At 69.4% G+C, this 24,074-nt stretch carries 24 protein-coding genes; 18 read left to right on the top strand and 6 right to left on the bottom strand.

Annotated elements, in window-relative coordinates:
• Positions 1 to 100: 100 nt before the first annotated feature.
• Complete coding sequence (locus AB5I40_RS04290) at positions 101 to 343, top strand: hypothetical protein (protein ID WP_370937104.1); 243 nt, start codon at positions 101 to 103, stop codon at positions 341 to 343.
• Between the two features lie 3 nt (positions 344 to 346).
• Here the strand turns inward: AB5I40_RS04290 and AB5I40_RS04295 are convergent, their stop codons facing one another.
• Positions 347 to 1,105 carry an IclR family transcriptional regulator gene (locus AB5I40_RS04295; RefSeq protein WP_370937105.1) on the bottom strand — a complete coding sequence of 253 codons (759 nt, stop codon included), beginning with the start codon at positions 1,103 to 1,105 and terminating at the stop codon, positions 347 to 349.
• Between the two features lie 66 nt (positions 1,106 to 1,171).
• Here AB5I40_RS04295 and AB5I40_RS04300 point away from each other — a divergent pair, with 66 nt between their 5' ends.
• The 4 genes from AB5I40_RS04300 to AB5I40_RS04315 are packed head-to-tail and all read left to right on the top strand — an operon-like array spanning position 1,172 to position 4,985.
• Positions 1,172 to 2,314, top strand: coding sequence for a cupin domain-containing protein (locus AB5I40_RS04300; protein WP_370937106.1), 1,143 nt, complete (start codon positions 1,172 to 1,174; stop codon positions 2,312 to 2,314).
• On the top strand, positions 2,311 to 3,141 hold the full coding sequence (locus AB5I40_RS04305) for a fumarylacetoacetate hydrolase family protein (protein ID WP_370937107.1): 831 nt from the start codon (positions 2,311 to 2,313) through the stop codon (positions 3,139 to 3,141). The genes AB5I40_RS04300 and AB5I40_RS04305 overlap by 4 nt, the downstream gene beginning before the upstream one ends.
• The gene (locus tag AB5I40_RS04310; protein ID WP_370937108.1) at positions 3,141 to 3,743 is read left to right on the top strand and encodes a maleylpyruvate isomerase family mycothiol-dependent enzyme; all 603 of its coding nucleotides are present in this window, start codon (positions 3,141 to 3,143) and stop codon (positions 3,741 to 3,743) included. Before AB5I40_RS04305 ends, AB5I40_RS04310 begins: the two co-directional genes overlap by 1 nt.
• Positions 3,744 to 3,752: 9 nt before the next feature.
• Positions 3,753 to 4,985, top strand: a complete 1,233-nt coding sequence (locus AB5I40_RS04315; protein ID WP_370937109.1) for an FAD-dependent oxidoreductase — start codon at positions 3,753 to 3,755, stop codon at positions 4,983 to 4,985.
• 46 nt (positions 4,986 to 5,031) lie between these two features.
• On the opposite strand, the gene AB5I40_RS04320 is transcribed toward AB5I40_RS04315, so the two are convergent.
• The gene (locus AB5I40_RS04320) at positions 5,032 to 5,823 is read right to left on the bottom strand and encodes an IclR family transcriptional regulator (protein ID WP_370937110.1); all 792 of its coding nucleotides are present in this window, start codon (positions 5,821 to 5,823) and stop codon (positions 5,032 to 5,034) included.
• A 183-nt stretch (positions 5,824 to 6,006) separates the two neighbouring features.
• Here AB5I40_RS04320 and AB5I40_RS04325 point away from each other — a divergent pair, with 183 nt between their 5' ends.
• Genes AB5I40_RS04325 through AB5I40_RS04350 form a run of 6 tightly spaced genes read left to right on the top strand, consistent with a single transcriptional unit; the run spans position 6,007 to position 13,316 of the window.
• Positions 6,007 to 7,488, top strand: a complete 1,482-nt coding sequence (locus AB5I40_RS04325) for an aldehyde dehydrogenase family protein (RefSeq protein WP_370937111.1) — start codon at positions 6,007 to 6,009, stop codon at positions 7,486 to 7,488.
• A gap of 24 nt (positions 7,489 to 7,512) precedes the next feature.
• Positions 7,513 to 9,624 (top strand): hydantoinase/oxoprolinase family protein, encoded by a 2,112-nt coding sequence (locus AB5I40_RS04330; protein ID WP_370937112.1) that lies wholly within the window; start codon positions 7,513 to 7,515, stop codon positions 9,622 to 9,624.
• Complete coding sequence (locus AB5I40_RS04335; protein ID WP_370937113.1) at positions 9,624 to 11,597, top strand: hydantoinase B/oxoprolinase family protein; 1,974 nt, start codon at positions 9,624 to 9,626, stop codon at positions 11,595 to 11,597. The genes AB5I40_RS04330 and AB5I40_RS04335 overlap by 1 nt, the downstream gene beginning before the upstream one ends.
• Positions 11,594 to 11,878 carry an acetone carboxylase subunit gamma gene (locus AB5I40_RS04340; RefSeq protein ID WP_370937114.1) on the top strand — a complete coding sequence of 95 codons (285 nt, stop codon included), beginning with the start codon at positions 11,594 to 11,596 and terminating at the stop codon, positions 11,876 to 11,878. Before AB5I40_RS04335 ends, AB5I40_RS04340 begins: the two co-directional genes overlap by 4 nt.
• Positions 11,875 to 12,636: an SDR family NAD(P)-dependent oxidoreductase gene (locus AB5I40_RS04345; RefSeq protein ID WP_370937115.1), complete on the top strand. Its 762-nt coding sequence runs from the start codon at positions 11,875 to 11,877 to the stop codon at positions 12,634 to 12,636. The genes AB5I40_RS04340 and AB5I40_RS04345 overlap by 4 nt, the downstream gene beginning before the upstream one ends.
• Positions 12,633 to 13,316, top strand: coding sequence for a class II aldolase/adducin family protein (locus AB5I40_RS04350; RefSeq protein WP_370937116.1), 684 nt, complete (start codon positions 12,633 to 12,635; stop codon positions 13,314 to 13,316). Before AB5I40_RS04345 ends, AB5I40_RS04350 begins: the two co-directional genes overlap by 4 nt.
• Before the next feature lie 37 nt (positions 13,317 to 13,353).
• Here the strand turns inward: AB5I40_RS04350 and AB5I40_RS04355 are convergent, their stop codons facing one another.
• The gene (locus AB5I40_RS04355) at positions 13,354 to 13,869 is read right to left on the bottom strand and encodes a DUF4232 domain-containing protein (RefSeq protein ID WP_370937117.1); all 516 of its coding nucleotides are present in this window, start codon (positions 13,867 to 13,869) and stop codon (positions 13,354 to 13,356) included.
• A gap of 232 nt (positions 13,870 to 14,101) precedes the next feature.
• On the opposite strand from AB5I40_RS04355, the gene AB5I40_RS04360 reads away from it, so the two are divergent.
• From AB5I40_RS04360 to AB5I40_RS04370, 3 genes are all read left to right on the top strand, one after another.
• Complete coding sequence (locus AB5I40_RS04360; protein ID WP_370937118.1) at positions 14,102 to 14,782, top strand: response regulator transcription factor; 681 nt, start codon at positions 14,102 to 14,104, stop codon at positions 14,780 to 14,782.
• Positions 14,779 to 16,146, top strand: a complete 1,368-nt coding sequence (locus AB5I40_RS04365; protein WP_370937119.1) for a sensor histidine kinase — start codon at positions 14,779 to 14,781, stop codon at positions 16,144 to 16,146. The genes AB5I40_RS04360 and AB5I40_RS04365 overlap by 4 nt, the downstream gene beginning before the upstream one ends.
• An 81-nt stretch (positions 16,147 to 16,227) precedes the next feature.
• The gene (locus tag AB5I40_RS04370) at positions 16,228 to 16,524 is read left to right on the top strand and encodes a DUF1905 domain-containing protein (RefSeq protein ID WP_370937120.1); all 297 of its coding nucleotides are present in this window, start codon (positions 16,228 to 16,230) and stop codon (positions 16,522 to 16,524) included.
• 42 nt (positions 16,525 to 16,566) lie between these two features.
• Here the strand turns inward: AB5I40_RS04370 and AB5I40_RS04375 are convergent, their stop codons facing one another.
• Positions 16,567 to 17,109 (bottom strand): SMI1/KNR4 family protein, encoded by a 543-nt coding sequence (locus AB5I40_RS04375; protein WP_370937121.1) that lies wholly within the window; start codon positions 17,107 to 17,109, stop codon positions 16,567 to 16,569.
• Positions 17,110 to 17,321: 212 nt separating this feature from the next.
• Here AB5I40_RS04375 and AB5I40_RS04380 point away from each other — a divergent pair, with 212 nt between their 5' ends.
• Positions 17,322 to 17,789, top strand: a complete 468-nt coding sequence (locus tag AB5I40_RS04380; protein WP_370937122.1) for a hypothetical protein — start codon at positions 17,322 to 17,324, stop codon at positions 17,787 to 17,789.
• Between the two features lie 101 nt (positions 17,790 to 17,890).
• Here the strand turns inward: AB5I40_RS04380 and AB5I40_RS04385 are convergent, their stop codons facing one another.
• The gene (locus AB5I40_RS04385; protein ID WP_370937123.1) at positions 17,891 to 18,805 is read right to left on the bottom strand and encodes a LysR family transcriptional regulator; all 915 of its coding nucleotides are present in this window, start codon (positions 18,803 to 18,805) and stop codon (positions 17,891 to 17,893) included.
• A gap of 108 nt (positions 18,806 to 18,913) precedes the next feature.
• Between AB5I40_RS04385 and AB5I40_RS04390 the strand changes: the two genes are divergently transcribed.
• Genes AB5I40_RS04390 through tcuA form a run of 3 tightly spaced genes read left to right on the top strand, consistent with a single transcriptional unit; the run spans position 18,914 to position 23,036 of the window.
• Positions 18,914 to 20,083: a PrpF domain-containing protein gene (locus AB5I40_RS04390; protein ID WP_370937124.1), complete on the top strand. Its 1,170-nt coding sequence runs from the start codon at positions 18,914 to 18,916 to the stop codon at positions 20,081 to 20,083.
• Positions 20,084 to 20,142: 59 nt separating this feature from the next.
• The gene (locus AB5I40_RS04395; RefSeq protein ID WP_370937125.1) at positions 20,143 to 21,546 is read left to right on the top strand and encodes an MFS transporter; all 1,404 of its coding nucleotides are present in this window, start codon (positions 20,143 to 20,145) and stop codon (positions 21,544 to 21,546) included.
• On the top strand, positions 21,543 to 23,036 hold the full coding sequence (gene tcuA / locus AB5I40_RS04400; RefSeq protein ID WP_370937126.1) for an FAD-dependent tricarballylate dehydrogenase TcuA: 1,494 nt from the start codon (positions 21,543 to 21,545) through the stop codon (positions 23,034 to 23,036). Before AB5I40_RS04395 ends, tcuA begins: the two co-directional genes overlap by 4 nt.
• A 14-nt stretch (positions 23,037 to 23,050) precedes the next feature.
• Here tcuA and AB5I40_RS04405 read toward each other — a convergent pair whose 3' ends face one another.
• A complete protein-coding gene (locus AB5I40_RS04405) occupies positions 23,051 to 23,980 on the bottom strand; it encodes an AraC family transcriptional regulator (RefSeq protein WP_370937127.1) in 930 nt (309 codons plus the stop codon).
• Positions 23,981 to 24,074: the final 94 nt, after the last annotated feature.

Raw genomic sequence — 24,074 nt, forward strand, 5'->3', positions numbered from 1 at the left:
CGATGGCGCGACACCGCCCAGAGGACCGCTCGAACGTGGCTTTCCACTGCCCCGCTCGGCACCGCCGACAGTGTCCTCGACGCTGCACCGGCTTTCTTCGATGGCGTCCTTGCGCGCGTGGGAGCAACGTTCGACACCCGCGCTGATGCACCAAGCGATTCTGGACGGCGTAAACGCACGCCATGCCGCCGAAGCGGCCCACCTGAGCGTCGCCGAGGCGCACGTGCGCTGGAGTGCTTGGGCGGCCAAGAGGCTGGCCCCGCAGCGCCCCGGGACCCCGGCCGAGCTGCCGGTGCAGCAATTCCTCAACGTGCACGCGGCTTTCGCGGCGGCGCTCGAATAGGGTTTACCCGCGCAGATCCGCTTCCAGCGCGGCCGCCGTCGCGCGCAGTGCCGCCACCAGCGTCGGCAGCCGATCCTTCTGGTACCGCACGCTCGGCATCGACACCGACAACCCGGCGACGACGGTCCCGTCCGCGCCGTGCACCGGGACGCCGACCGCCGCCACACCGCGTTCCGAACGCCCCTGGTTGAGCGCGAACCCGCTGCGCCGCACGCGCGCCAGGTCCGCCCGGAGCTCCGCCGGGTCCGGTCGTTCGCCGGGCTTGTCGACCGCGTAGAGCTCCTCGACCTGGTCCGGCGGCAGTTCGGCGAGCAGCAGCAGACCGGCCGTCGTCTGATGGACCGGGAAAACCATCCCTTCGCGTGACCCGACGCGCAATGCCTGCGAGCACTCCACGCTCGCGATGAACCGGGCCGTGTCCCCCGTCCGGACGGTCAGATTCACCGACTCGTCCAGCAGGTCCACCAGCCGCCGCAGATGCGGAAGCGCCGCCGCGCGCAGTTTCGACGCGGCCGACTGCGAGTGCGCGGCCAGCTCCAGCACCGGGCCCACGCGGTAGGCGCGGTTGGCGTCCTGGACGGCGAAATCGCGGTACACGAGCATCGCGAGCAGCCGGTGCGCGGTCGAGGGCGCGACCCCGATCCGCTCGGCCACCTCCGACACCGTCAACGGGCCTTCGAGCTGCAGCATCGCCGCGATCCGCAGGGCGTTGTCGACGCTCGCCACCGCGTACGGCGGCGGGGCCTTGAACCGTTTGTCCATCCGGGCCGCCTTTCCGCACACCAGAATCCCGTTTTCCGCAGACCGGGACGCGCCCACCATAACCCCATGACCAGCACTCCAGCGCGAACTCCCGTTCAGCTCGCCGCGGTCGACGCACCGGACCAGCCCGCGGTCACGCCCGCCCTGCGCGACCTCTACCGCGGCTTCGAACAGGAGCTGCTCGTTCCGTTGTGGACGGAGATCGGCGACCTGATGCCCGTACACCCGCGCTCGCGGGCGGTGCCGCACCGATGGCAGTGGGAGAACCTGCTCCGGCTCGCCGAGCAGGCCGGCGAGATCGTGCCGGTCGGCCGCGGCGGGGAACGACGGGCGATCGCGCTCGCCAACCCGGGGCTCGGCGGCCGCCCGTTCGCGACCCCGACGCTGTGGGCCGCGATCCAGTACCTGATGCCCGGCGAGGACGCGCCCGAGCACCGGCACACGCAGAACGCGTTCCGGTTCGTCGTCGAAGGTTCGGGCGTGTGGACGGTCGTCGGCGGCGACGCGGTCCCGATGCGCCGCGGCGACTTCCTGCCGCAGGCGGGCTGGAACTGGCACGCGCACCACAACGCCACCCGCGAGCCGATGGCCTGGATCGACGGTCTCGACATCCCGTTCCAGTACGGCATCGACGCCCAGTTCTTCGAGTTCGGCCGCGAAGCGATCAGCTCAGCGGAGCGGACGACGCCCGAGCGGTCCCGTTCCGAACGGCTGTGGGCGCATCCGGGTCTGCGGCCGCTGTCGGTCGGCACTGTCGCACCGGGTTCGCCGTTGCTGGCGTACAAGTGGGAGCACACCGACGCTGCCTTGCGAGACCAGCTGCAGCTGGAGAAAGAGGGCTACGGCGGAACGGTCGAACCAGGCCATGCGGCTGTCCGGTTCTCCAATCCCCACAACGGTTCTGACGTCCTGCCGACCATCCGCGCCGAGTTCCACCGCGTGGCCCGGGGCGCCGAGACCGCGCCGGTGCGCGAGACCGGTTCGTCGGTCTGCCAGGTCTTCGACGGCTCCGGCACGGTCACCGTCGGCGACACCTCATGGACGGTTTCGCGCGGGGATCTGTTCGTCGTCCCGTCATGGCAGCCGCTCTCGGTGAAGTCGGAGGCCGGTGCCACGGACTCCGACTCCGGTGCCCTCGACCTGTTCCGCTTCTCGGACGCGCCCGTCTTCGAGGCGCTCCACCTCGACCGTCAGGAGACTCTCCGATGAAGCTCGCCACCCTCCGCGTCAACGGCGGCACGCGTGCCGTCCGTCTCGACGGCGGCCTGCTCGTCGACCTCGGCTTCCCCGACCTCGGCGCGCTGTTCGCCCAAGACGGCTGGGAAGCCCACGCCGCCCAGGCGACCGGCGAGACTTGGCCCGCTGAGGGCGCCGACCTCGCCCCGGTCGTGCCGAATCCGTCCAAAGTGGTCTGTGTCGGGCACAACTACACCAATCACATCAAGGAAATGGGCCGCGAACTGCCCGCGTACCCGACGCTGTTCCCGAAGTTCGCCGACACCCTGACCGGCCCGGCGGACCCGATCGTCAAACCGCCCGAGACCGACGCGCTCGACTGGGAGGTCGAACTCGTCGTGGTGGTCGGCAAGACCGTCCGGCGGGCCGGCGAGGACGAGGCCGCGGCGGCGATCGCCGGGTTCACCGTCATGAACGACGTCTCGGTCCGCGACTGGCAGTTCCGCACCATCGAGTGGACGCAGGGCAAGATCTGGCAGTCCTCGACGCCGGTCGGCCCGTACGTCGTCACGCCGGACGTGGTCGGCGGCGTCCGTCCCGCGCTCGAGGTGAAGACCACTGTGGACGGTCGCGTCATGCAGCAGGACGACACCGGCACTCTCCTGTTCGACCCGGTGTTCCTGGTGCATTACATCTCCACGATCGTCCAGCTCAACCCGGGCGACCTGATCGCGACCGGCACCCCCGCCGGGGTCGGCCACGCGCGCGACCCGAAGGTCTACCTGACCGGCGGCGAAACCGTCGTCACCGAGGTCGCCGGGATCGGCGCGTGCGTGAACCAGATCGTGAAGGAATCCTGATGGCCCACGAAGACGCTCGGAAGTGGGTGGCGTTCGGGACCGAACTCTTCCTGACCCACGCGAAAGAGCTGTCCGAGCCGAGCGCGCTGCCCGGCTGGACCCGCAAGCACCTCGCCGCGCACGTCGCGGCCAACGCGGACGCCCTCGGCAACCTCGTGCACTGGGCCCGGACCGGCGAACGCACCCCGATGTACACCTCGCCGGAGCAGCGCAACGCCGACATCGAGGCCGGTTCGCAGCGGTCCGAAGCCCAGCTCACGTCGTGGCTGCAGGATTCAGCGCGCTCCCTGGAGTCTGCGATGGCTGCGTTGACGGCACAGCAGTGGCAAGCCGAGGTGGTCACCGCACAGGGCCGGACGGTTCCCGCCACCGAGATCCGTTGGCTGCGGGCCCGCGAGGTGTGCGTGCACGCGGTCGACCTCGGCACCGGATTGACCTTCGCCGACCTGCCGGAGGCGTTCCTGTCCGCGCTCGTCGCCGAGATCCAGGCCAAACGCGGCCTCGACACGGTGCCGGACGGGCCGCTGCCCGACGTCGCGGCGTATCTCGCCGGACGGCCGCATTCGCTCGCCGGGGTCCCCGACCTCGGCCCCTGGTTGTGAGGAGAGCCCATGGACACCCCTGACGTGCTCGTCGTCGGCGGCGGGATCGGCGGGCTGAGCACCGCTTTCGCGCTGTCCCGGCTCGGCCTGCGGGTCCGGGTGCTGGAGCAGGCGAAGGAATTCGGCGAGGTCGGCGCGGGCATCCAGCTCGCCCCCAACTGCACGCGGATCCTCGACGCCTACGGCCTGCTGGACACCGCGAAGGCGCGCGGCGTCGTCCCGGACCGGATGGTCATGCGCGACGCCGTCGACGGCCGCGACCTGACCGCGCTCGACCTGCGCGACCTCGAACGGCGCTACGGCTTCCCGTATCTGGTCATCCACCGCAGCGACCTGCACCGGCTGTTCCTCGACGCCTGCCGCGTCGCGGGCGTCGAACTCCTTACCGAGCAACGGATCGTGTCCTACACCCACGACCCCGCGACCGCCGTGACCGACAACGGCACCGTCCACACCGCACCGGTCGTGCTTGCGGCCGACGGCCTGCACTCCGTAGCCCGTAAGCACTTCGCGGACGACCAGCCGGTTTCGTCGGCCTACGTCGCCTACCGCGGCACCGTGCCGATCGCCGAGGTAGGCCGCCCGGTCGATCTGTCCGAGGTCGTCGTGTACGTCGGCCCGCGCTGCCACTTCGTCCACTATGGACTCCGCGGCGGCGATTTGCTCAACCAGGTAGCCGTTTTCGAATCGCCGAAGGCCGTGGCCGGGCTGGAGGACTGGGGCACGCCGGACGAGCTGGACACCGCCTTCGCCGCCACCTGCGACGAGGTGCAGGCCGGAATCCCGCGGATGTGGCGGGACAAGTGGTGGCGCATGTTCGACCGCAACCCGATCTCCAGCTGGGTCGACGGCCGGCTGGCGCTGCTCGGCGACGCCGCGCACCCGCCCCTGCAGTACCTCGCCCAAGGCGCGATCATGGCCATCGAAGACGGCTGGGTCCTGGCCGAACACGTGAAGCGCCTGGGCACTGGGGATTGGGACGGTGCGCTGGCCGCGTACCAGGCAGTCCGGACAGAGCATTGCCGCCGCGTCGTGCTGACCGCCCGGGCCTGGGGAAACCTGTGGCATCTGGACGGTGTCGAACGCGAGCAACGCAACGCTCTGCTTCGTGCCCGCGCGACGGACGACTACGCGTTCACCGACTGGCTGTACGGCCCGACCGCGTTGTTCCCGGAGGACGAACCGGCGATGTTCGAGCCGGTGCCGCTGTCCGCAGCGGACGATCTGACTGCCACTCGATAACCCAAAACCGGTGGTGAACGGACCCGTTCACCACCGGTTCTTTTATTCAGACCAGCTTCTCCGCCAGCCGTCGACAACCCTCCACCAGCGCGACTGCGTGCTCGTCCCGCTGGGCTTTCGTCATCCGCGCGGTCGGCGCCGCGACGCTCAGCCCGCCCAGCAGCGGGCCGTCGGGGCGGGCGACCGCGCAGCCGATCGAGCTGACGCCGTCCTCGCTTTCGCCCGCGTTGAGTGCGTAACCACGCCGCCGAATCCGTTCGATCTCGGCCAGCAGCGCGCTGCGGCTCGTCATGGTTTTCGTGGTGACCTGGCCGAGCACGTCGTCCGGATAGCGCTGCGCGATCTGGTCGTCGGGCAGGTGCGCCAGCATCGCCTTGCCCAGGCTCGTCGCGTGCGCGGGCAGGGTGCGGCCGACGCGACCGGACACCCGCAGCGCCCGGTCGCTCTCGATCACGTCGAGGAAGCGGACCTGATTCCCTTCCAGGGAACCGAGATGCACGGTCTCCCCGGTCGTCTCCGACAGCCACTGCAGCACCGGCCGCGCGACCGCGCGCAGGTCCATCTGGTTCACCACCGACAGCCCGATCTCGACCAGCGCGGGCCCGGCGCGGTAGACGCGGCTGGCCGGATCCTGGTCGACGAACCCGTGGTGGACCAGCATCGCCATCAGCCGGTGCGCGGTCGACTGCCCCACGCCCAGCGCGTCTCGGGCGTCGGAGAGCCGGAGTTCCCTGGTGGCGCTGAACATCCGGAGCAGCCGCAGCGCGCGGTCCACGGATTCGATCGGGTACTGGGGAGCGGGCCGCGCGGGACCGGCCTCGGCAGCGGATGTCTGCATAGCAGACATGGTATCTGGACCAGGGCATTTGCGGGGGCTCTCAAGACTAAGAGTTGGCAAAGTTTCTTGAGAACAGAATTGAAGTCCGCAGACTAGACTTTGCGGCGGGTCGCGGGGTTAGCATGAGCCGACGGCACGCGGGGCTCCAGGTCCCCGCGGGACTCAGGAAGCGCAGGAGCGACGATGCTCGAAGCCCATTCCGGCCCGGAAATCCCGACCCGGGTCGCCGAACTTCTCGACCGCGAGTGGCGCCTGCTCATCGACGGCAAACTCGTCCCGGCGCGGTCCGGCGCCACCTTCTCCCGGGTGTCCCCCTACACCGGCACGGTGATCGCCGAGGTTCCCGACGCGGGACCCGACGACGTCGACGAGGCAGTACGCGCGGCAGCCGACGCCCGACAGGTCTGGCGGGACACCCTGCCCGTCGAGCGGGCGAAGCTGGTCGCGGAACTCGCCGATGCGATCGAACGCCACGGCGAAGAACTGGCTCTGCTTGACACCGTGGACGCCGGTTCGCCGATCTCGAACTCGCGCGTCGACGTCGGGGTGACGGTGGCGCAGCTGCGCATGTTCGCCGGGCAGGCGCTCGAACTCAAAGGCACGACAATCCCCGCCAGCAACGCACTGCACGTGACCACCCGCGAGCCGGTCGGCGTGGTCGCGAGGATCGTGCCCTACAACCATCCGCTGATGTTCGCGGGCAAGATCGCCGCCCCGCTGGTCGCGGGCAATCCGACGATCCTCAAGCCGCCGGAGGCCGCGCCGTTGTCCGCACTGCGGCTCGCCCAGTTGGCGAAGGACATCTTCCCGCCCGGCGTGCTCTCGGTGGTCGTCGGCGACGGCCCCGCGGTGCCGGACGCGCTGGTACGGCACCGCCACGTGCGGCGGATCGGGTTCATCGGCTCCGAACCGACCGGGCGCGCCATCCAGCGCGCGGCGGCCGAGAGCGGCGTCAAGGACGTCAGCCTCGAACTCGGCGGCAAGAACGCGATGGTGGTGTTCCCCGACGCGGACCTCGAAGCCGCGGCCGCCGGCGCGGTGTTCGGCATGAACTTCACCTGGTCCGGCCAGTCCTGCGGGTCGAACTCGCGGCTGCTCGTGCACCAGGACGTCCACGACGCGCTCGTCGCCCGCGTGGTCGAGCTGATCGAGGCGCGCCGCATCGGCGATCCGTTCGACGAGCGCACCGAACAGGGCACGATGATCAACCGGGCGCAGTACGAGAAGTCGTTGTCCTACATCGACATCGCGGTCTCGGAAGGAGCACGGGTCGCCACCGGCGGCGGCCGTCCGGCGGGCGTGGACGAAGGGCTGTTCGTGGCTCCGACGGTCTTCACCGGCGTGCGCCCGGACATGCGGATCGCCCGCGAGGAGGTCTTCGGGCCGCTGCTGTCGGTCATCCCGTTCGCCGACGAGACGGAAGCGGTCCGCATCGCCAACAGCGTCGACTACGGCCTCACCGCGAGCGTCTGGACCGCGGACGTCACCCGCGCGCACCGCGTCGCCCGCGCGTTCGAGGCCGGGTTCGTCTGGATCAACGGCTCGTCCCGGCATTTCCCCAACGTGCCCTTCGGCGGCGTGAAGGGATCCGGCGTCGGCCGTGAGGAAAGCCTCGAAGAACTCCTCAGCTACACCGAAACCAAATCCATCAACGTCATGTTCTGACGATCCGAAGGCAAAGGGGCCCTCATGGCGTACGTCATCGGCATCGATACCGGCGGAACGTTCACCGACGCGTTCGTCGCCGACCAGCACAACCGGCTCGCCGCGGCCAAAACCCCGTCCACTCCCCCGGATTTCGCGACCGGCTTCCTCACCGCGATCGACGAACTCGCCGCGGAGCTCGGCATCCCGGTCCGCGAACTGCTCGCCAACACCGACTATCTCGTGCACGGCACCACCTCGACGCTGAACGCGCTGGTGACCGGGGACGTCGCGCAGGTCGGCTTCCTCACCACCCGCGGACACGCGGACTCGATCAGCATCATGAACCTCGAAGGCCGCTACGCCGGTCTGGGCAGCGACGACATCCAGCACATGGCTCGCACCGCGAAACCGGCGTCTTTGGTGCCCCGGCACCGGATCCGCGAGATCGACGAGCGCGTGGACTACCAGGGTCGCGTCGTCGTCCCGCTCGACGAGGACGGCGTCCGGGCCGCGGTCCGCAGCCTGCTCTCCGACGGTGCCGAGGCGATCGCGGTGTCGTTCCTGTGGTCGTTCCGCAATCCCGCGCACGAGCAGCGGGTGCGCGAGATCGTGCAGGAGGAAGCGCCGGCGGTGTACGTGGCGCTGTCCAGCGAGGTCAGCCCGCGCATCCGGGAGTACCCGCGCAACGTCACGACGATCATGAACACACAGGTCGGCCCTCGGCTGGGCGATTACCTGCGCCCGCTCGAAGCCGAACTGCGGGCCCGCGGGCTCACTGGCGCGCTGCTGGTGATGCAGGGATCCGGCGGCTGTGTCACCGCGGCGGACGCTCCGGCGCACGCGATCACGACCATCGGTTCGGTACTCACCGGCGGCGTCGTCGGCTGCACGCGGATGGCCGCGTCGCTGGGCCACGACAAGGTGATCTCGACCGACATGGGCGGCACGACATTCCTGGTCGGGCTGGTCGTCGACGGCAAACCGGTGACCACCACGAGCACGATCCTCAACCAGTACACGATCAGCACGCCCATGGTCGACGTCCACACGATCGGCGCGGGCGGCGGAGCGATCGCCTGGGTCGACCCGGGCGGGAACCTCCGCGTCGGACCGCGCAGCGCGGGCGCACGTCCTGGACCGGCCTGTTACGGCGAGGGCGGCTGGGAGCCGACGGTCACCGACGCCGACCTCGTCCTCGGCATCATCAACCCGGACAACTTCCTGGGTGGGCGCAAGAAACTCGACGTCCAGCTGTCCCGCGACGCCATCGACAAGGTGGTCGCCACGCCGCTCGGCATGTCCGTCGAGGACGCGGCGGCGGCGATCTACGCGATCCAGAACGCCCAGACCGCCGATCTGGTGCGCAAGGTCGTGGTCAACTCCGGCCAGGACCCGCGCGACTTCACCCTCTACGCGTTCGGCGGCGCGGGCCCGATGCACTGCGCGAGCTACTCGGCCGACCTTGGCGTCAAGGAGGTCGTGGTCCCGCTCGGTTCAACCGCCGCGGTGTTCTCCGCCTACGGCCTCGCCGCCTCGGATATCGTGCTCACGGCCGAACAGTCACAACCGGTCGCGATGCCAGTCGCGGCGGACACCGCGAACGAGGTTTTCACCGGCCTGGAACGCGAACTCGAACGCCGGTTGGCCGAACAGGGCCTGACCTTCTCCGCGATCAGCTACGAACGCGAAGCGGACATCCGCTACACCATGCAGCTCGCGGAAGTCGCGACTCCAGTACCGGGCGGCGACCTGACCGACGAGTCGGTCGAGCAGCTCGGCCGCGACTTCGAGGCGAGCTACGAAGCGTTGTACGGCAAGGGATCCGGCTTCCCCGACGCCGGACTGCAGCTGATCACCTACCGCGTCCGCGCGACCGGAATCCTGCAGATCCAGCCGGAGCTGCCCGAGCACGGCACCCTGTCCGGCGAACCCGCCACGAGCGGCGAGCGAGAGGTTCTGCTCGACGTGCGCACCGGACGCCAACCCGCCGCGATCTACGACTACCGCGCACTCGGCACGGGCCACGAGATCCAAGGCCCCGCCGTCGTCGAAGCGCCCACCACCACCGTCGCCCTGCCTCCCGGCACTCAGGCCACTGTGGACCGGCTGGGCAACCTCGTGATCCGTTTCCCCGAGCGGAAGGAACACTCCTGATGGCCGTCATCCCCGTCGCCGGATCCGAGCGATTCGTCCAGTCCGGCGCTCCCCTCGACCCGGAAGCCCGCTTCGGCGACCTGAAACTGCACCGCATCAGCTCTAAGGCCGTCGACGCGCTCACCTACGAGGTGGTCCGGCACCGGCTGGTCGCCATCACCGACGACATGGGCGACGCGATCAAGCGGATGTCCGGCTCGGTCGTCGTGACCGACTGCAACGACTTCGGCGCGGGCATCATGGACGAGACCGGCGAAACCGTCCAGGTCGGGCTGTACAACATGCAGCTCGGGTCCGCTTTGGACATGGCGGTGCGCTGGACGCTGGAGCACCGCGCCGAGAACCCGGGAATCGCGCCGGGCGACCAGTTCCTGCTCAATGACCCGTGGATCGGCGGCGGTCTGCACCAGAACGACGTCACCGTCCTCGCGCCGCTGTTCTACGACGGCCAGCTGTTCTGCTGGACCGGCGCCGTCGCGCACCAGGTCGACCTCGGCGGCGTATCGCCGGGCAGCTGGTCCGTCGAAGGCCACGACGTGTTCTGGGAGGCGCTCCCGATCCCGCCGGTCAAGATCGTCGAAGGCGGCCGGCTGCGCTCGGACATGGAGGACATGTACCTGCGGCGGTCCCGCGTGCCGCGGCTGGTCGGACTGGACCTGCGCGCCAAGATCGGCGCGAACAACGTGGCACAGGACCGGTTGACCGCGCTCATCGACAAGTACGGCCCGGACACCGTCAAGGCCGTGATGAAGAAAATGATGGGCGACGCGGAATCCCAGCTGCGCACGAAACTGCGTTCGCTGCCGGACGGAACGTGGTCGGCGGTCGCGCACCAGGACGGCGCGCGGGCGGGCGACCGGGACATCCACAAGATCGTGGTCGCGATGTCCAAACAGGACGACACCCTGACGTTCGATTTCACCGGCACCGACCCGCAGGTCGACGGCATCATCAACTGCACCCTCGCCGGGTTGCGCGGCGGGATCCTGCCGATCCTGCTGACCATGCTGTGCCCGGACATCTCGTGGTCGCCTGGCGGGATCTACCGGTGCGTCGAGATCGTCAGCGAGCCAGGGACGATCAACAACTGCACCTTCCCGGCGGGCATCGGGAAAGCGTCGGTCAACTCGGCCTGGTCCACGCAGAACGCGGTCTCCGAAACCGTCGCGCAGATGCTCAGCACGCACGCCGAGCTGAGCCGGTCAGCGATGAGCGTCTGCTGCGGCACCTGGGATCTCACCCTGCTGGCCGGCGTCGATCAGCGCGGCGGCGGTTTCGCCACGATGCTGTGCGACGCGATGTCCGGCGGGCTCGGCGCGAAGGTCGACGGAGACGGCGTCGACACCGGCGGCGAGAACTGCATCCCGATGGGCCGGATCGCCGACATCGAGATCAACGAGTTCAGCTTCCCGATGCTCTACCTGTGGCGGCGCGAGGAGGTCGACTCCGGCGGCCCCGGCCGATGGCGCGGCGGCGTCGGAGCGTCGAGCTGCTTCATCCCCTACGACTCCCCCACCCGCAGCGTGCACCTGGTCGTCTCGGCCAACGGCAAGGCGGTTCCGCAGGCTCCCGGCATCTCCGGCGGTTATCCCGCTGCCACGCAATGGGATGTCCTCGTCCGCGACACCACCGTGCGCGACCAGCTCGCCAACGGCCGGATCCCGCAGACGATCGACGACCTGAGCGGCCAGGCGGACACCCTGCCGCCGCATCTGGAAACCGATCTCGCCGAGGCGGACGTCTACTTCACCCATTGGCAAGGCGGCGGCGGAATCGGCGACCCGCTGCACCGCGAACCCGAGCGCGTCGCCGCGGATGTCCGCAACGGCAAGGTGTCCGCTCTCGCGGCTGTCGAGGTCTACGGCGTCGTGCTCGTGGACGACGAACCCGACCACGCGGCCACTGCGGCACAACGCGACCGGCTGCGGTACGAGCGCGCCGGGCTCACCCCGCCGGAAGGAGCGCACCAGTGAACCTCGACCTCAACCTCCGCTTGGACGACGCGACCGGCGCCGTCGTCTGTAGGCACTGCGCGACGCGGATCGGCGACACCACCGCCGAACCGATGGCGCACGCGCTTCGCCACGAACGCCCCTCGACCGAAGCCGGACCCGGTGTCCACGCCGATCCCGCCGCCTTCGTCGACCGGAAAGTGCTGCTGCGCCAGGCGTTCTGCCCCGGTTGCCTGACGCTGCTGTCCACCGAGATCGTCCCGGATGGCGAACCCTCCTACCGAAGCTGGAGCCTGACATGACCCTCAACGGACTCGCCGGAAAGGTCGTCGTCGTGACCGGCGCGGCCCAAGGCATCGGCGCGGCTTACGCCCGGCGTCTGGTCGCCGAAGGCGCGACCGTCGTGCTCGCGGACCTCAACCTCGAGGGCGTCCAAGCCACCGCTGCGTCCTTTGACGGCCCCGGCAAAGCCAGCGCGTACGCCCTCGACGTCTCCATCCGCAGCAGCTGCGCGGAGTTCGCCGCGCTCTTGACCGAGGCGCACGGCCGGGTCGACGGCCTGATCAACAACGCCGCGATCTTCTCCACCATCAAGATGAAGCCGTTCTGGGAGATCACGGACGAGGAATGGGACCGCTTGATGGCGGTCAATCTCCGCGGCCCTTGGCTGCTCGTGTCGGCGCTGCTGCCGCTGCTGCAGGCATCGCTGTCGGCGAGCGTCGTAAACATCGGCTCCGACGCAGTGCAACTCGGCCGCCCCGGCTACCTGCACTACGTCGCCAGCAAGGGCGGCGTGCACGGCATGACGTTCTCGATGGCGCGCGAACTCGGCGAATTCGGCATCCGGGTCAACACTCTGTCGCCGGGCCCGGTCTACACCGAAGTCGCGCGGGAAACCGTGACGCCGGAACAACGCGAGGCCATGCTGCGAGCCCAATCCCTGCATCGCCCCGCCGGGGCCGACGACATGACCGGCCTGGCCGCGTTCCTGCTCAGCGACGACGCGGGCTACCTGACCGGCCAGACCCTGAGCGTCAACGGCGGGCTGGTGCACCGATGAGCACGCAACAGGAACTCGTCGCGCTGTCGTCGCGGATCCTGGCCGCCGCCGGACAAGGCGACCTCATCTGGGGCCACGCCTCCTGCCGCGACGCCGACGGCCGGGGCGTGTGGATCAAGTCTGCCGAGTGGGGCATGGAGGAGGTCACGCCGGAGCGGGTGCACCTGGTCAACGCCGACGGCGAGGTCGTCTCCGGCAGCGGCCCCCGGCACAGCGAATACCCGATCCACACCGAGGTCATCGCCGCGCGGCCGGATGTGAACGCGGTCGTGCACACCCATGCGCCGCACGCCGTCGCCCTCGCTGCGACCGGACAGGAACTGCGGCCGGTGAGCCATGCCGCGAACCTGTTCGTGCCGCCTGAGGTGCCGCGGTACACGGAAACCGCTGATCTGATCCTGACGCCTGAGTTGGGCAAGTCCCTGGCAGCGGAACTCGGCAACGCCCGGGCGGTGTTCCTGGTGAACCACGGGATCGTCGCGGTCGGCGATTCGGTCGAGAGCGCGACGGTCGCCGCGGTGGTGCTGGAGCGGGCGTGTGAACAGCAGTTGCTGACCCAGTCGTTCGGCGGGTGGCCTAGTTGGTCGCCGCCGGAGGAATCGCGGGCGAAGCGGGAGCACATTTACCATCCGCGTGCGGTGCAAGCGGTGTGGGATTACTTGGTGCGGCAGCTGCCTTGAGTTGGGAGGTGCGCTGTCCGGACGGGCAGCGCACCCCTCAGCGCTCCTGAACCGCCCGGACAGCCAGCGGGCGCTGGCCCGGCATGTGTTTCGCGCACGCCCGCGCGCCGGGTTCCGCGACGATCGCCGACTCGGTGTTGCCCGGCGGGTAAACCCGCAACCCATAGACCGGTCGAGGCGCGCAGCTCGCCGGATCGTAAACGTCGACGTTGACCTGATCGACCCACGCCGTCGCGGATTGGCCGGGTGCCAACGTGAGCCTCGGCGCCACTCCTGGTTCCCGGACGGCGGCATCTCCTACCTGGTGCCGATCCGGGCCCGCCACGTAGGAAACTCCGGGATGGCCGCCCAAGGCGCAGGCACCGCGGCCGGAGTTGGTGAAGACGATCGGCACGTAGTAGTGCCCGGCGGCCCCCTCTCCCCGGCCGAGCGCGACGTGCAATCCGCTGGTCCGGCAGGACGCCGTCCGCGCGGAAGCTGGCTGGCTCGCGATGACCGTGCCAGCGAGTGCGGCCGCGACGCCGCCGACTATGAGGTACCGGGCGAAGATCACTGTCGTTCTCCCGTCGTCCGAGATTCCGCTGATGCTTCATCGTGGCAACGCGTCGCCCGGCCGTCCGAGAGGCCAAGGACCCTCTTTGAGTCACTGCCTGCCGACACAAAGGGCCGAACCCGCTGAAAACCTCGCTGTCCGCCGCGATGCACGAAGGAATTCGCATCGGCTCCGGTCTTGCCGCGATAGGGAACAATTTCTAGGGCATGTTCCGCGGCGGAGGGGCGACCCGATGACGGTGCGAGTCTTGCTGGTCGAGGACGACGCCCTGATCAGCGAAGCGCTTTCGCTCGCTCTCGCTGACCAGGGCTGCATGGTGACGCAGGCCGCGTGCGGCGAGGACGCGTTGTCGATGCTGGATTCGGTGAGCGTGGACGTGGTTCTGCTCGACCTGATGCTGCCCGGCATGGACGGGCTCGCCGTCTGTCAGGAGCTGCGGGTGCGCGGCGATCTGCCGGTCATCGTCATCACCGCTCGCGCCGACAGCCAGGACGTCATCGCGGGCCTGGAAGCCGGTGCGGACGACTACGTGACCAAGCCGCTCGTCGCCGGCGAGCTGGCGGCCCGGATCCGCGCGTTGCTCAGGCGCGCCGCGCCGGTCCGGCGGTGCTGCCTCGAGGTCGGCGATCTGCTGCTGAGCACGCACGACGAGACCGTTTCCCGCGACGGCTCCCCGATTCGCCTCACCCGCACCGAATTCCGGCTGCTGGCGGAGCTGGCCGCCGCCGAGGGCGAGGTCGTCACGCGCGAGCAGTTGCTGCACCGGATCTGGGGCCGCGACTACTTCGGCGGCACCCGGCTGCTCGACGTGCACATCAGGCGGTTGCGGCGCAAGGTCGAGCCGGATCCCGACTGTCCGCGTCTCGTGCTGACGGTCCGGGGCATCGGCTACCGCGCCAAGCCCCAGCGGTGAACCGGGCCCGGCTTTCTTTGCGCTGGCGGGTTTCCGCGGCGTTCGGGCTCGGCCTGCTGGTGGTGGTCAGCGCGCTGTCGGCCGCGACCTGGCACCTCGCCACCGGGTATCTGCTCAACCAGCGGCAGCAGAGCGCCGACCGCCATTCCCGGATCAACGCGCGGCTGGTCGACAACGAGGTCCGCACCCAGACCGACGGACTCGGCGAACTGCTGTCCGGCCTCACCTCCGGACCGAATTCGACGATCCTCGTGTCCCTGCCCGGCGGCTGGCACACCGCCGGACGCCCGATCCGGCCCGAGGCCCTCCCGCCCGGCCTGCTGTCGCGGGCCCGTCCCGGCGCCCCCGCGCACGACCGCTTCACCGCCGACGGGGTCCCGGTTCTCGCGGTCGCCCAACAACTCACCACCGCGGACGGCTTCTACGTCGAGCTTCATCCGCTGCTCGGACTCGAGCGAACCTTCCGCAACCTGCGCATGATCCTCGTCGCGGGCACTGTGGCGTGCGGCCTGTTCGGCGTCGCCCTCGGCGCCTGGGCGGCCCGCCGCGCGCTGCGTCCGCTCGCCGCGTTCACCGAGACCGCCGCCCGCATCGCGCGCGGCGACATGCGCGCCCGCCTGCCGGAACAGGCCGGGCCGGACCTCGCTCCCCTCGCCGCGACCTTCAACGCGACCGCCGACGCCCTGGAGCAACGAGTCCGCCGCGACGCCCGGTTCGCCGCCGACGTCAGCCACGAACTGCGCTCGCCGCTCACCACGATGACCACTGTCGCGGAAGTGCTCGAACGCCGCCGCGACGCCATGCCCGCGCCCGCGCAGAAGGCGTTGCACCTCCTGCTGGCCGAACTGCACCGGTTTCGCGGGATGGTGCTCGACCTGCTGGAGATCTCGGCCGTCGACCAGGCCGACAACGGCGAGGAACGCGAACTGGTCGACCTCGGCCCGCTCGTCCGCAGCGGGGTCGCGAGCAGCCCCGCCCCGCGTCCCGCGCTGGACCTCTCTGAGCAACCCCTGCTGGTAGCCGCCGACCGCCGCCGCCTCGACCGGGTCCTGGCGAACCTGCTCGACAACGCGGCCCGCTATGGCGGCGGCGCTGTCCGAGTGGCCGCACACGCACGCAACGGCGTCGTCCGGCTGGAGGTCGACGACGCGGGCGAGGGGGTGCCCGCCGAACTCCGGGAGCGGATTTTCGAGCGGTTCTCCCGGGGATTGCACGCCGGACGCCGCGAACCTGATTCGGGAACCGGTCTCGGACTGGCGATCGTCGCGGACCACGTGTACCGCCATAACGGCCGGGTATGGGCAGAGGACAGACCAGGCGGCGGGGCGCGGTTCGTGGTCGAGCTTCCCGAAGCTCGCGGGTGACCGTCCTGCCGCACCTCATCGAAGTCGAGCTTCGCGCGGCTCGCTCCGGAAACTGTCGGTGTCGCGTGCGAAGCTGGCGGAGTGGAAGTGCACTTCGACGCCGAACTGTGGATCTGGGACGCACGGCGGACCGACACCTGGACCTTCGTCAGCCTGCCCGGCGACATCTCGGACGAAATCCGCGAGCTAGGCGGGCCGCGCCGCGGATTCGGGTCGATGCGCGTACTGGTCCGGGTCGGCGCCACAACCTGGCGAACCTCGATCTTCCCGGACAGCGAGCGCGGCTATGTGCTCCCGGTCAAACGCGCGGTACGCAAAGCCGAAAAACTCGATCCCGGCGACGTCGCGCGGGTGACCGTGACGGTCCTCGACCTCTGACGTTCACCGAAGCCGGTCCGATCCGGCGGGGAACAGTCCCGGTCAGTGCGCGGACGATCGGATGAACTCCACGGCGATGCTGGTGAAATCCCACTTCAGAAGGTTGTCCTCGCCGGCGTTCGCCAGGATTTCGTACAGAAGCCGCGTGGCCGGGCCCGGATGTTCGCGCCACTCGTCCGCGCCTTGGCTGTGGTAAGCGACCTTCCAGGCATCCGGATCAGCCGATGCGGTGATCCAGCAGAAGGTTCCGCCTTGACCGTCAGTTCCCCAAGGCAGCAAGCCGCCGGGCTCGGGGAAGAGACCGTAGTCGACGTCGGTGAGGTATTCGAGGTCCTCGTCGCCGAGGATGTTCAGGAGTTCGTCAAGATCGCGCTGGTACTCAATCCAGGCCTGCGCGGTCACGACCGGACTATAAATAGCGATCCCGCGAAATACTCCGCCCGGGAAGCGGTTCAGAAGTTCTTTGTAGTCGGCTGGCAGCGGGGTGCCGAGTTCGCGTTCAACGTCTGACCACTCCTTTTCCGGCGTGAATTCTTCGCGCCAGTCGAGGAGCCGAGCGATCTCGTCGACACGAGACGGGGGCACCTGACCTCCTGGTGTCAGCTTCGGATCTTCGTCCGGATTTCCGCGGAGCAGTTGTCACCCTAGCGGCGGCGTTCTCGAGAATCCTGGCTTCCGGGCAATTGCCCTGACCTGCGGGAGGACCGCACCGTGACGGGACGAGGACGGGGTCCGGCAGCGTGGCGCTCCTTCGGTCGCCCCTCCCAGCGGCGGCCGGATCGGAGGGAGAACTTCACATGTCCAGGATTCGCTCCGCGGTGGCTCTCGCGGCCGCCGCGACCGGGCTCGCCGCCAGTGTCGTGTTCGCGCCGGCGGCCAGTGCCGCCAATCCGACCTGGGCGGTCACCGCCCTCAAGTCGGGTGCCCCGCTCGCCAAGGCCAACGGCGACTTCGCGAACAACGGCGGCGTGTACGCGACCGTCGGCATCAATTACGTCGATATGTCCAACAACGGAAAAGGCGTCTATGTCGAAGTAGAATTCTGGTTCTACCGAATTTACGGCCCGGGTCTTCCTTCGGTGTGGGAAAAAGTCGCCACGAAGCAAACCCCACGCACTCAGCGGATGAGGTACGTGCCGACGAATCTGTCCAATCGCCTGCCGGGCAACGGGCACAGCGCCCGCGCGAAGATCAAGGTCTGCGAGGACGTGCCCGGCCGGGGAGACGTGTGCTCCCCTCAGGCGCAGGTGTCCTTCGACTACTGAGCGGACGAACCCGGCGGCGGGCACCGACGGATCCTCGTCGGTGCCCGCTGGCCTGCGTTTGCGCATCAAGGCGGCTAGCTCGCAGGAAGCCAAGACCGCGGCTACGCGGGCACCCAATTGCGCCCAGTCTCGATCAGCAGTTTCCGCATCGCCGCCCCGGCGGGCGAAAGCCGCTCCCCGCGTCGGTGGGCCAGCACGATCCGGCGGCTCGGCGGGCGCGGCGAAACCGCCGTCAGGACGCGGATGTCGTCGCGGAGGCTGTACAGCGACAGCCGGGGCACCAGCGCGATTCCCATGCCGACGGCGACCATCGCTTGCGCTTCCTGGTAGCTGCGCGCTTCGAAGGTGACGATCGGCTCGAAGCCAGCGGCTTCGCAGGCGGCGTTGAGCAGCGCCAGGACGTTCGGCGAGGTCCGGATGATCCACGGCTCGTGCCGGAGTTCCTCCATCCGGACCGACGACCGGGCGGCCAGCTGATGGCTGGACGGCACCAGCAGCACGCTCGGATCCCGGAAAATCAACTGGCTGGTCAGGCTTTTCTCCGGTTCGCCCGCGGACCGCTCGCGGTCCCAGGTAATGGCCAGTTCGATCTCCCGCGATTCGAGGAGCTGCTCGAGCCCGGAGAGCTGTGCGCTGTGGATCCGCAGGTCGACTCCGGGATGGTGCTCGCGGAACGCGGAGATCGCTGTCGGCAGGAACGATTCGGTCACCGTCGGGACCGTGCCGAGCCGAAGCGTTCCGGTGTTGAGTCCGGCGAGATCGGCCAGTTCCTCGTGGGCCGCCGACACGATCCGCTCGATCTTCTCCGCATGGCGCACCACGGCACGGCCCGCCTCGGTGAGCGTCACGCCCCGCGGCCGTCGCTCGATCAGCGGCTGCCCGGCTTCGTCCTCCAGCTGCCCGATCTGCTGCGAGACCGCGGAAACCGTGTAGCTGAGGTTCTCCGCCGCCGCGGTCAGCGAGCCCGCGCGGGAAACCTCGACCAGCACGAGCATCCGCCGGATGTCCATCCTCATCCCCACAGCTTACAGCTCAGCTTAAGCCACCTTGAGGAACTTTAGCTGGTTTGAACCGACACGGTCGCGCACGCTTGCTCGGGAAGACGGCAACCGAAGGAGTTCGAGGTGAATACCCAAGCGGGCACGGTCGACTTGGCGGGTGCGTGGATGCGCGGCGGCACGAGCAAGTGCTGGCTCTTCGCCGCGGACGCGGTGGCGGCGTTGCCGTTCGACCTCGACGTCGTGCTGGCGAGCGCGCTCGGCTCGGGCGACCTCCGGCAGATCGACGGAGTCGGCGGAGCGACGTCGACCACGTCGAAAGCAGCGGTCGTCTCCCGTTCGACCGCGCCGGGTGCCGACGTCGACTACCTCTTCGGTCAGGTGGGGGTCGCCGAGCGGGTCGTCGAATGGGGCAGCAACTGCGGAAACTGCGCCACCGCGGTCGGTCTTTACGCGGTGCAGGAAGGACTCGTCGCGGTCGAGGGCGAGGTGACGACCGTGCGGCTGCGCAACCTCAACACCGGCGCCGTCCTGCAGACCGCGGTCGCCACGCCGGGCGGCCGCGCACCGCGAATCGGGGACACCCTCGTGCCTGGCGTCGAATCGGGCGGCGTGCCGGTTGAATTGACCTTCCGCGGGCCGTTCGATCTCGACCGTTCGTTCCCGACTGGCCGCCCAATCCAGCTCGTCAGCGCGGGCGGAGTGACCGCCGAAGCGAGCGTGGTCAACGCCGGAGCGCCCGCGATCCTGATCGACGCCCGCGGCCTGGCGATGACCGCGACCGAAACCGCCGAAGAGATCGCCGAGCGGCTGCCGACGCTCACCGCCTTCCGTGCGGCAGGAGCCGTTCTGCACGGATTGGTGCCGCCCGGCCGTCCGGCGCCCAATGCGGTGCCGAAGACCGGAGTAGTCGGACCCGCGGCGGATTACCGGACGGCCGACGGAGAACTGATCCGCGCGCGGGACTACGACGTCGCGGTGCGCATGCTCTCCATGCACGCCGCGCACCCTGCGATCGGATTGACCTCAGCCGTAGCGGTGGCGATCGCGGCCGCGAAGCGCGGAAGTGTCGTCCACGTCAACGACGACTGTCAGTCCTTGCGAATCGGGACCCTCGCCGGCGTGGTCGAGGTCGGCTGGACCCGCTCCGCCGGTGTGGTCGAGACAGTCTCCTTGCTCCGCGCGGCCCGCAGGCTCGCGACCGCAGTCGTCCACATCCCGACCACGGGTCGCCCGCACCGCACGCAACCGGAAATCCGGCCCGCTGTCGGCGCGGAACTGGCGGTGTCACTCTGAAAAGCGCGCCCGTCCGCTCCCCCGGCACCGGGACGCCACGTCTATCAAGGAGGATAGAAGTGCTCACGCCCTTCACGACGGCCGCCCGCCTGGACCGTCTCCCGATCACCAGAGCCCACAAATTCGCACTGGCCACCTTGGCCTTCGTGTTCCTGTTCGAATTCGGCGACCTCAACACCTTCGCCTACGTCGCACCGGCGCTGGTCAAGCACCTCGGATTCTCCGTATCGGACGTCGCGGTCGTCACCTCGGCCGCGTTCCTGGGCATGGCGGTCGGCGCGGCGTTCGGCGGACGGGTCTCCGACCTCATCGGCCGCAAACGGGCCCTGCTCTGCTCGACGTCGTTGTTCTCGGTGTTCTCGCTGGTCAACGCGGCCGGGTTCAACGTGCCGAGCTTCGTCGTCTTCCGCTTCCTGAGCGGAGTCGGGCTGTCCGCGATGGTGGTCGCCGCGACCACCTACATCTCGGAGGTCATGCCCGCCGCCCGGCGCGGGCGGATGCAGTCGGCGGTCATGGCCGTCGGCCTGGCCGGAATCCCGTTCATGTCGTTCTCGGCGCGCGGCATCGTCCCGCTGGGGTCCGGCTCCTGGCGGCTCGTCTTCGTGCTCGGATCCGCCGCCCTGCTGGCGCTCCCGGCGCTCGCGGCACTGCCCGAAAGCCCGCGCTGGCTCGTCCACCGGGACCGGCTGCCCGCGGCCGAGGCCGTCCTCGAAAAGCTGGAACGGCGAGCCGGACCGCTGCCGCCGATCGCCGACGCCCCGGCCGGACCGCCGGTGAAGGCGGGACCCAGCGGCTACCGGCAGCTCTTCACCAGCCCGTACGGCCGCACCACCCTGTTCCTCGCGGTCGTATGGATCTTCCAGACCCTCGGCTTCTACGGTTTCGTGGCCTGGGTTCCCACTCTCCTGACGCAGCACGGCTTCAGCGTCGCCAAGTCCCTCGGGTTCTCCGCGCTCACCACGATCGGCGCGGTCCCCGGAGCGCTGCTCGCCTGGCCGGTGACCGACCGGCTCGGGCGCAAGCTTCCGCTCGTGGTCGTGGCGCTGGCCACCGCGGCGAGCGGGCTGGCCTACGGCCTGACCTTCAACCCGGTCGCGATCGTCGTCTTCGGGTTCTGCGTCAACCTCCTGATCCAGACCTTCGCCACGCTGCTCTACACCTACAGCCCCGAGCTTTTCCCCACCGGACTGCGCAACGCCGGGCACGGACTGGTGTACGGAACCGGACGGCTGGCGAATATTTTCGGGCCGATGCTCGTCGCGTCGATCTTCGCCGGGCTCGGTTACCAAGCGGTGTTCGTGTACATCGCGGCGTGCTGGCTGATCGTCGCGCTCGCGATCGCGGTCTTCGGGCCGCGCACCGGAAAACGCCCGCTGGAAACCCTGTCCGCGCGAACCGGTGCCGCAGCTGAGCCGAAAAACCCGTTGCATACCACCGAAAACGCCGAAGGGACACTTCGTTGAACGCGTCTGCCGGAACCGCGAACCCGGGAAATGCCGCTGACGTCATCGTCGTCGGGGGCGGCAACGCGGCATTCACCGCCGCGCACGCCGCCGCGGTGCGAGGCCGCCGGGTGCTGATTCTCGAGAAAGCTCCTCGCGAGCAGTTCGGCGGAAACAGCTACTACACCGCGGGAGCCACTCGGATCGCCCACCGCGGTCTCACGGATCTCGTCGACTTCATCGAACCCGACGAGCGCCATGCCACCACCGACGTGCCCCCGTATTCACCGGCCGATTACGCCCACGACCTCGCGAAGGTCACGAACGGCCGCAACGACCCCGACCTCACGGAGGCGCTGGTCAACGAGGCGGCGCCTGGACTGCGCTGGCTGCACTCCCTCGGCCTGAAGTACCGGCTGATGTACGAGCGGCAGGCCTACGAACGTGCTGACGGCACCTACCTGTTCTGGGGCGGGCTGCACGTCGGAAACGTCGGCGGCGGGGAGGGGCTCATGCACGACCACGTCCGGGTCGCCGACCAGCTCGGCACGGAAGTCCGTTACGGACAGGACGTTTTCGGCCTGCTGACCGAGAACGGGGCCGTCGCCGGGGTGAAAGTCCGGCAGGACAACGGGATTGTCGAGGAATTGCGCGCGGAATCGGTCGTCCTCGCCGCGGGCGGTTTCGAGGCGAACCGGGAACTGCGGCGAGCCCACCTCGGCCCGGGCTGGGAAAACGCCAAAGTACGGGGAACGCCCTTCAACACCGGTCAGATGCTCACCGCCGCGCTCTCGCTCGGAGCGGCCAAGGGCGGTGATTGGCAGTCGTGCCACTCGACCCAGTGGGACGCGTTCACCCCCGGCAACGAATCCAACCGGGAGCTGACCAACCGGCTCACCCGGCAAAGCTACCCGCTCGGCATCATCGTCAACCGCGACGGAGAACGGTTCCTCGACGAGGGAGCGGACTTCCGCAACTACACCTATGCCAAGTACGGCAAGGAAATCCTCGAACAGCCCGGCTCCGTCGCCTACCAGCTTTTCGACGCCGGTCTCCGCCCGATGCTGCGCGCCGAGGAATACGACATGCCGGGCGTCTCCGTCGCCCGCGCCGACAGCGTCGAAGAACTGGCCGCGCGGATCGGTGTCGATCCTGAACGCCTGGCCAAGACCGTCAATGATTACAACCGCTCGATCGACGTCTCGATCCCGTTCGACCCCAACGTCAAAGACGGCCGCCGGGCCGACACAATGCCGCCGAAGAGCAACTGGGCGACTCCCCTGACCACCGGGCCGTTCTACGCGTACGCCGTCACCTGCGGCATCACTTTCACCTTCGGCGGCCTGAAAGGCGACCCGCACGGAAGGGTCCTCGACGACCGCGGCCGCCCCCTCCCCGGCCTCTACGCATGCGGCGAGATGCTCGGCGGGCTCTTCTCCGGCAACTACCCGGGCGGCTCAGGACTGGCGGCCGGTGTCGTCTTCGGCCGGCGCGCGGGCTCGCTGGCCTGACTCGCCGGTGGGGTTCAGCGAGCTTGCGACGGCGGATGCCCGTACCGCTGGCGAAAAGCCGCAGCGAACCGGCTCGCGCTCGAAAAACCCCACCGTGCAGCAATCTCGCTGACCGACGACTCCGGCTGCGCCTCCAGATCCGCGCGCGCGTGCTGCAACCGGACTCCGACGAGATGCTCCGTGGGCGTGCAACCAACCCATTCCCGGAAACTCTCCTGCAACCTCCGGACTGTCGTCCCGGCGACAGCGGCCATCTCAGAAGCAGTCCACGCCCGAGCCGGATCGGTGCGGACGGCGTCGACCACCCGGGTGATCGACCGCGGCCGCGGCGCCGGGACGCGACCGGAATCCGGGCAGCCAGCCAGAAGAAATCCGGCCGCGACCGCCCCGGCCAGTTGTTCCCGGACGATCGGCTGGTCGCTGAACAACGCACCGTCGCGCATTTGGGACGACAGGCCCGCGACGAGGTGCCGCCAGTCGCGCGCCGGGCCGTGTTCGAGGCGGAGCTGGTCCGGGAGCGCGACCCGGACGGTTCCGACGCCGAGCACCCGCTCGGCCTCGCGGTCCAGCCAGTCCCGGTCGAATTTCACCCCCAGCACGGTGCACGTCGCGTCCCAGTGGGTGATGAGCGACGGGGTGTCGGCCCGGAAGACGGTCGCCTGTCCGGGCACCGACGTCACCGGGCCGTGCTTGCCGCGACTGGCGAGGTGGCCGGTCAACGGGAGGTTGACCTCGTAGGCGGCCGGGTAGTCGCAGGCGATCTCGACGTCGGCTCCCCATCCGACGTACCCGATCAGCACCGGGCCGAGGTCGAGCGTCCGCAGGGTCAGGCGCGGTTCGCGGCCGCCGCCGAGCGGCGTCAGCTGGTGCGGAAAGTAGGCGTCGGCCACCGACTTCGAGACTCGCTCCCAGTCCCGCGGCGCCGCACCACGGCGTGCGGACATGGACGCATGCTAACTGATCTGCGGCGACGCGCCGGATTCGTCGCGCGATCCGTACCGGATCCGCGCTTCGCGTGTCGTGGGCGCGGCCCGCGCG

This window comes from Amycolatopsis sp. cg13 (assembly GCF_041346965.1).
In the GTDB taxonomy this organism is placed as follows: domain Bacteria; phylum Actinomycetota; class Actinomycetes; order Mycobacteriales; family Pseudonocardiaceae; genus Amycolatopsis.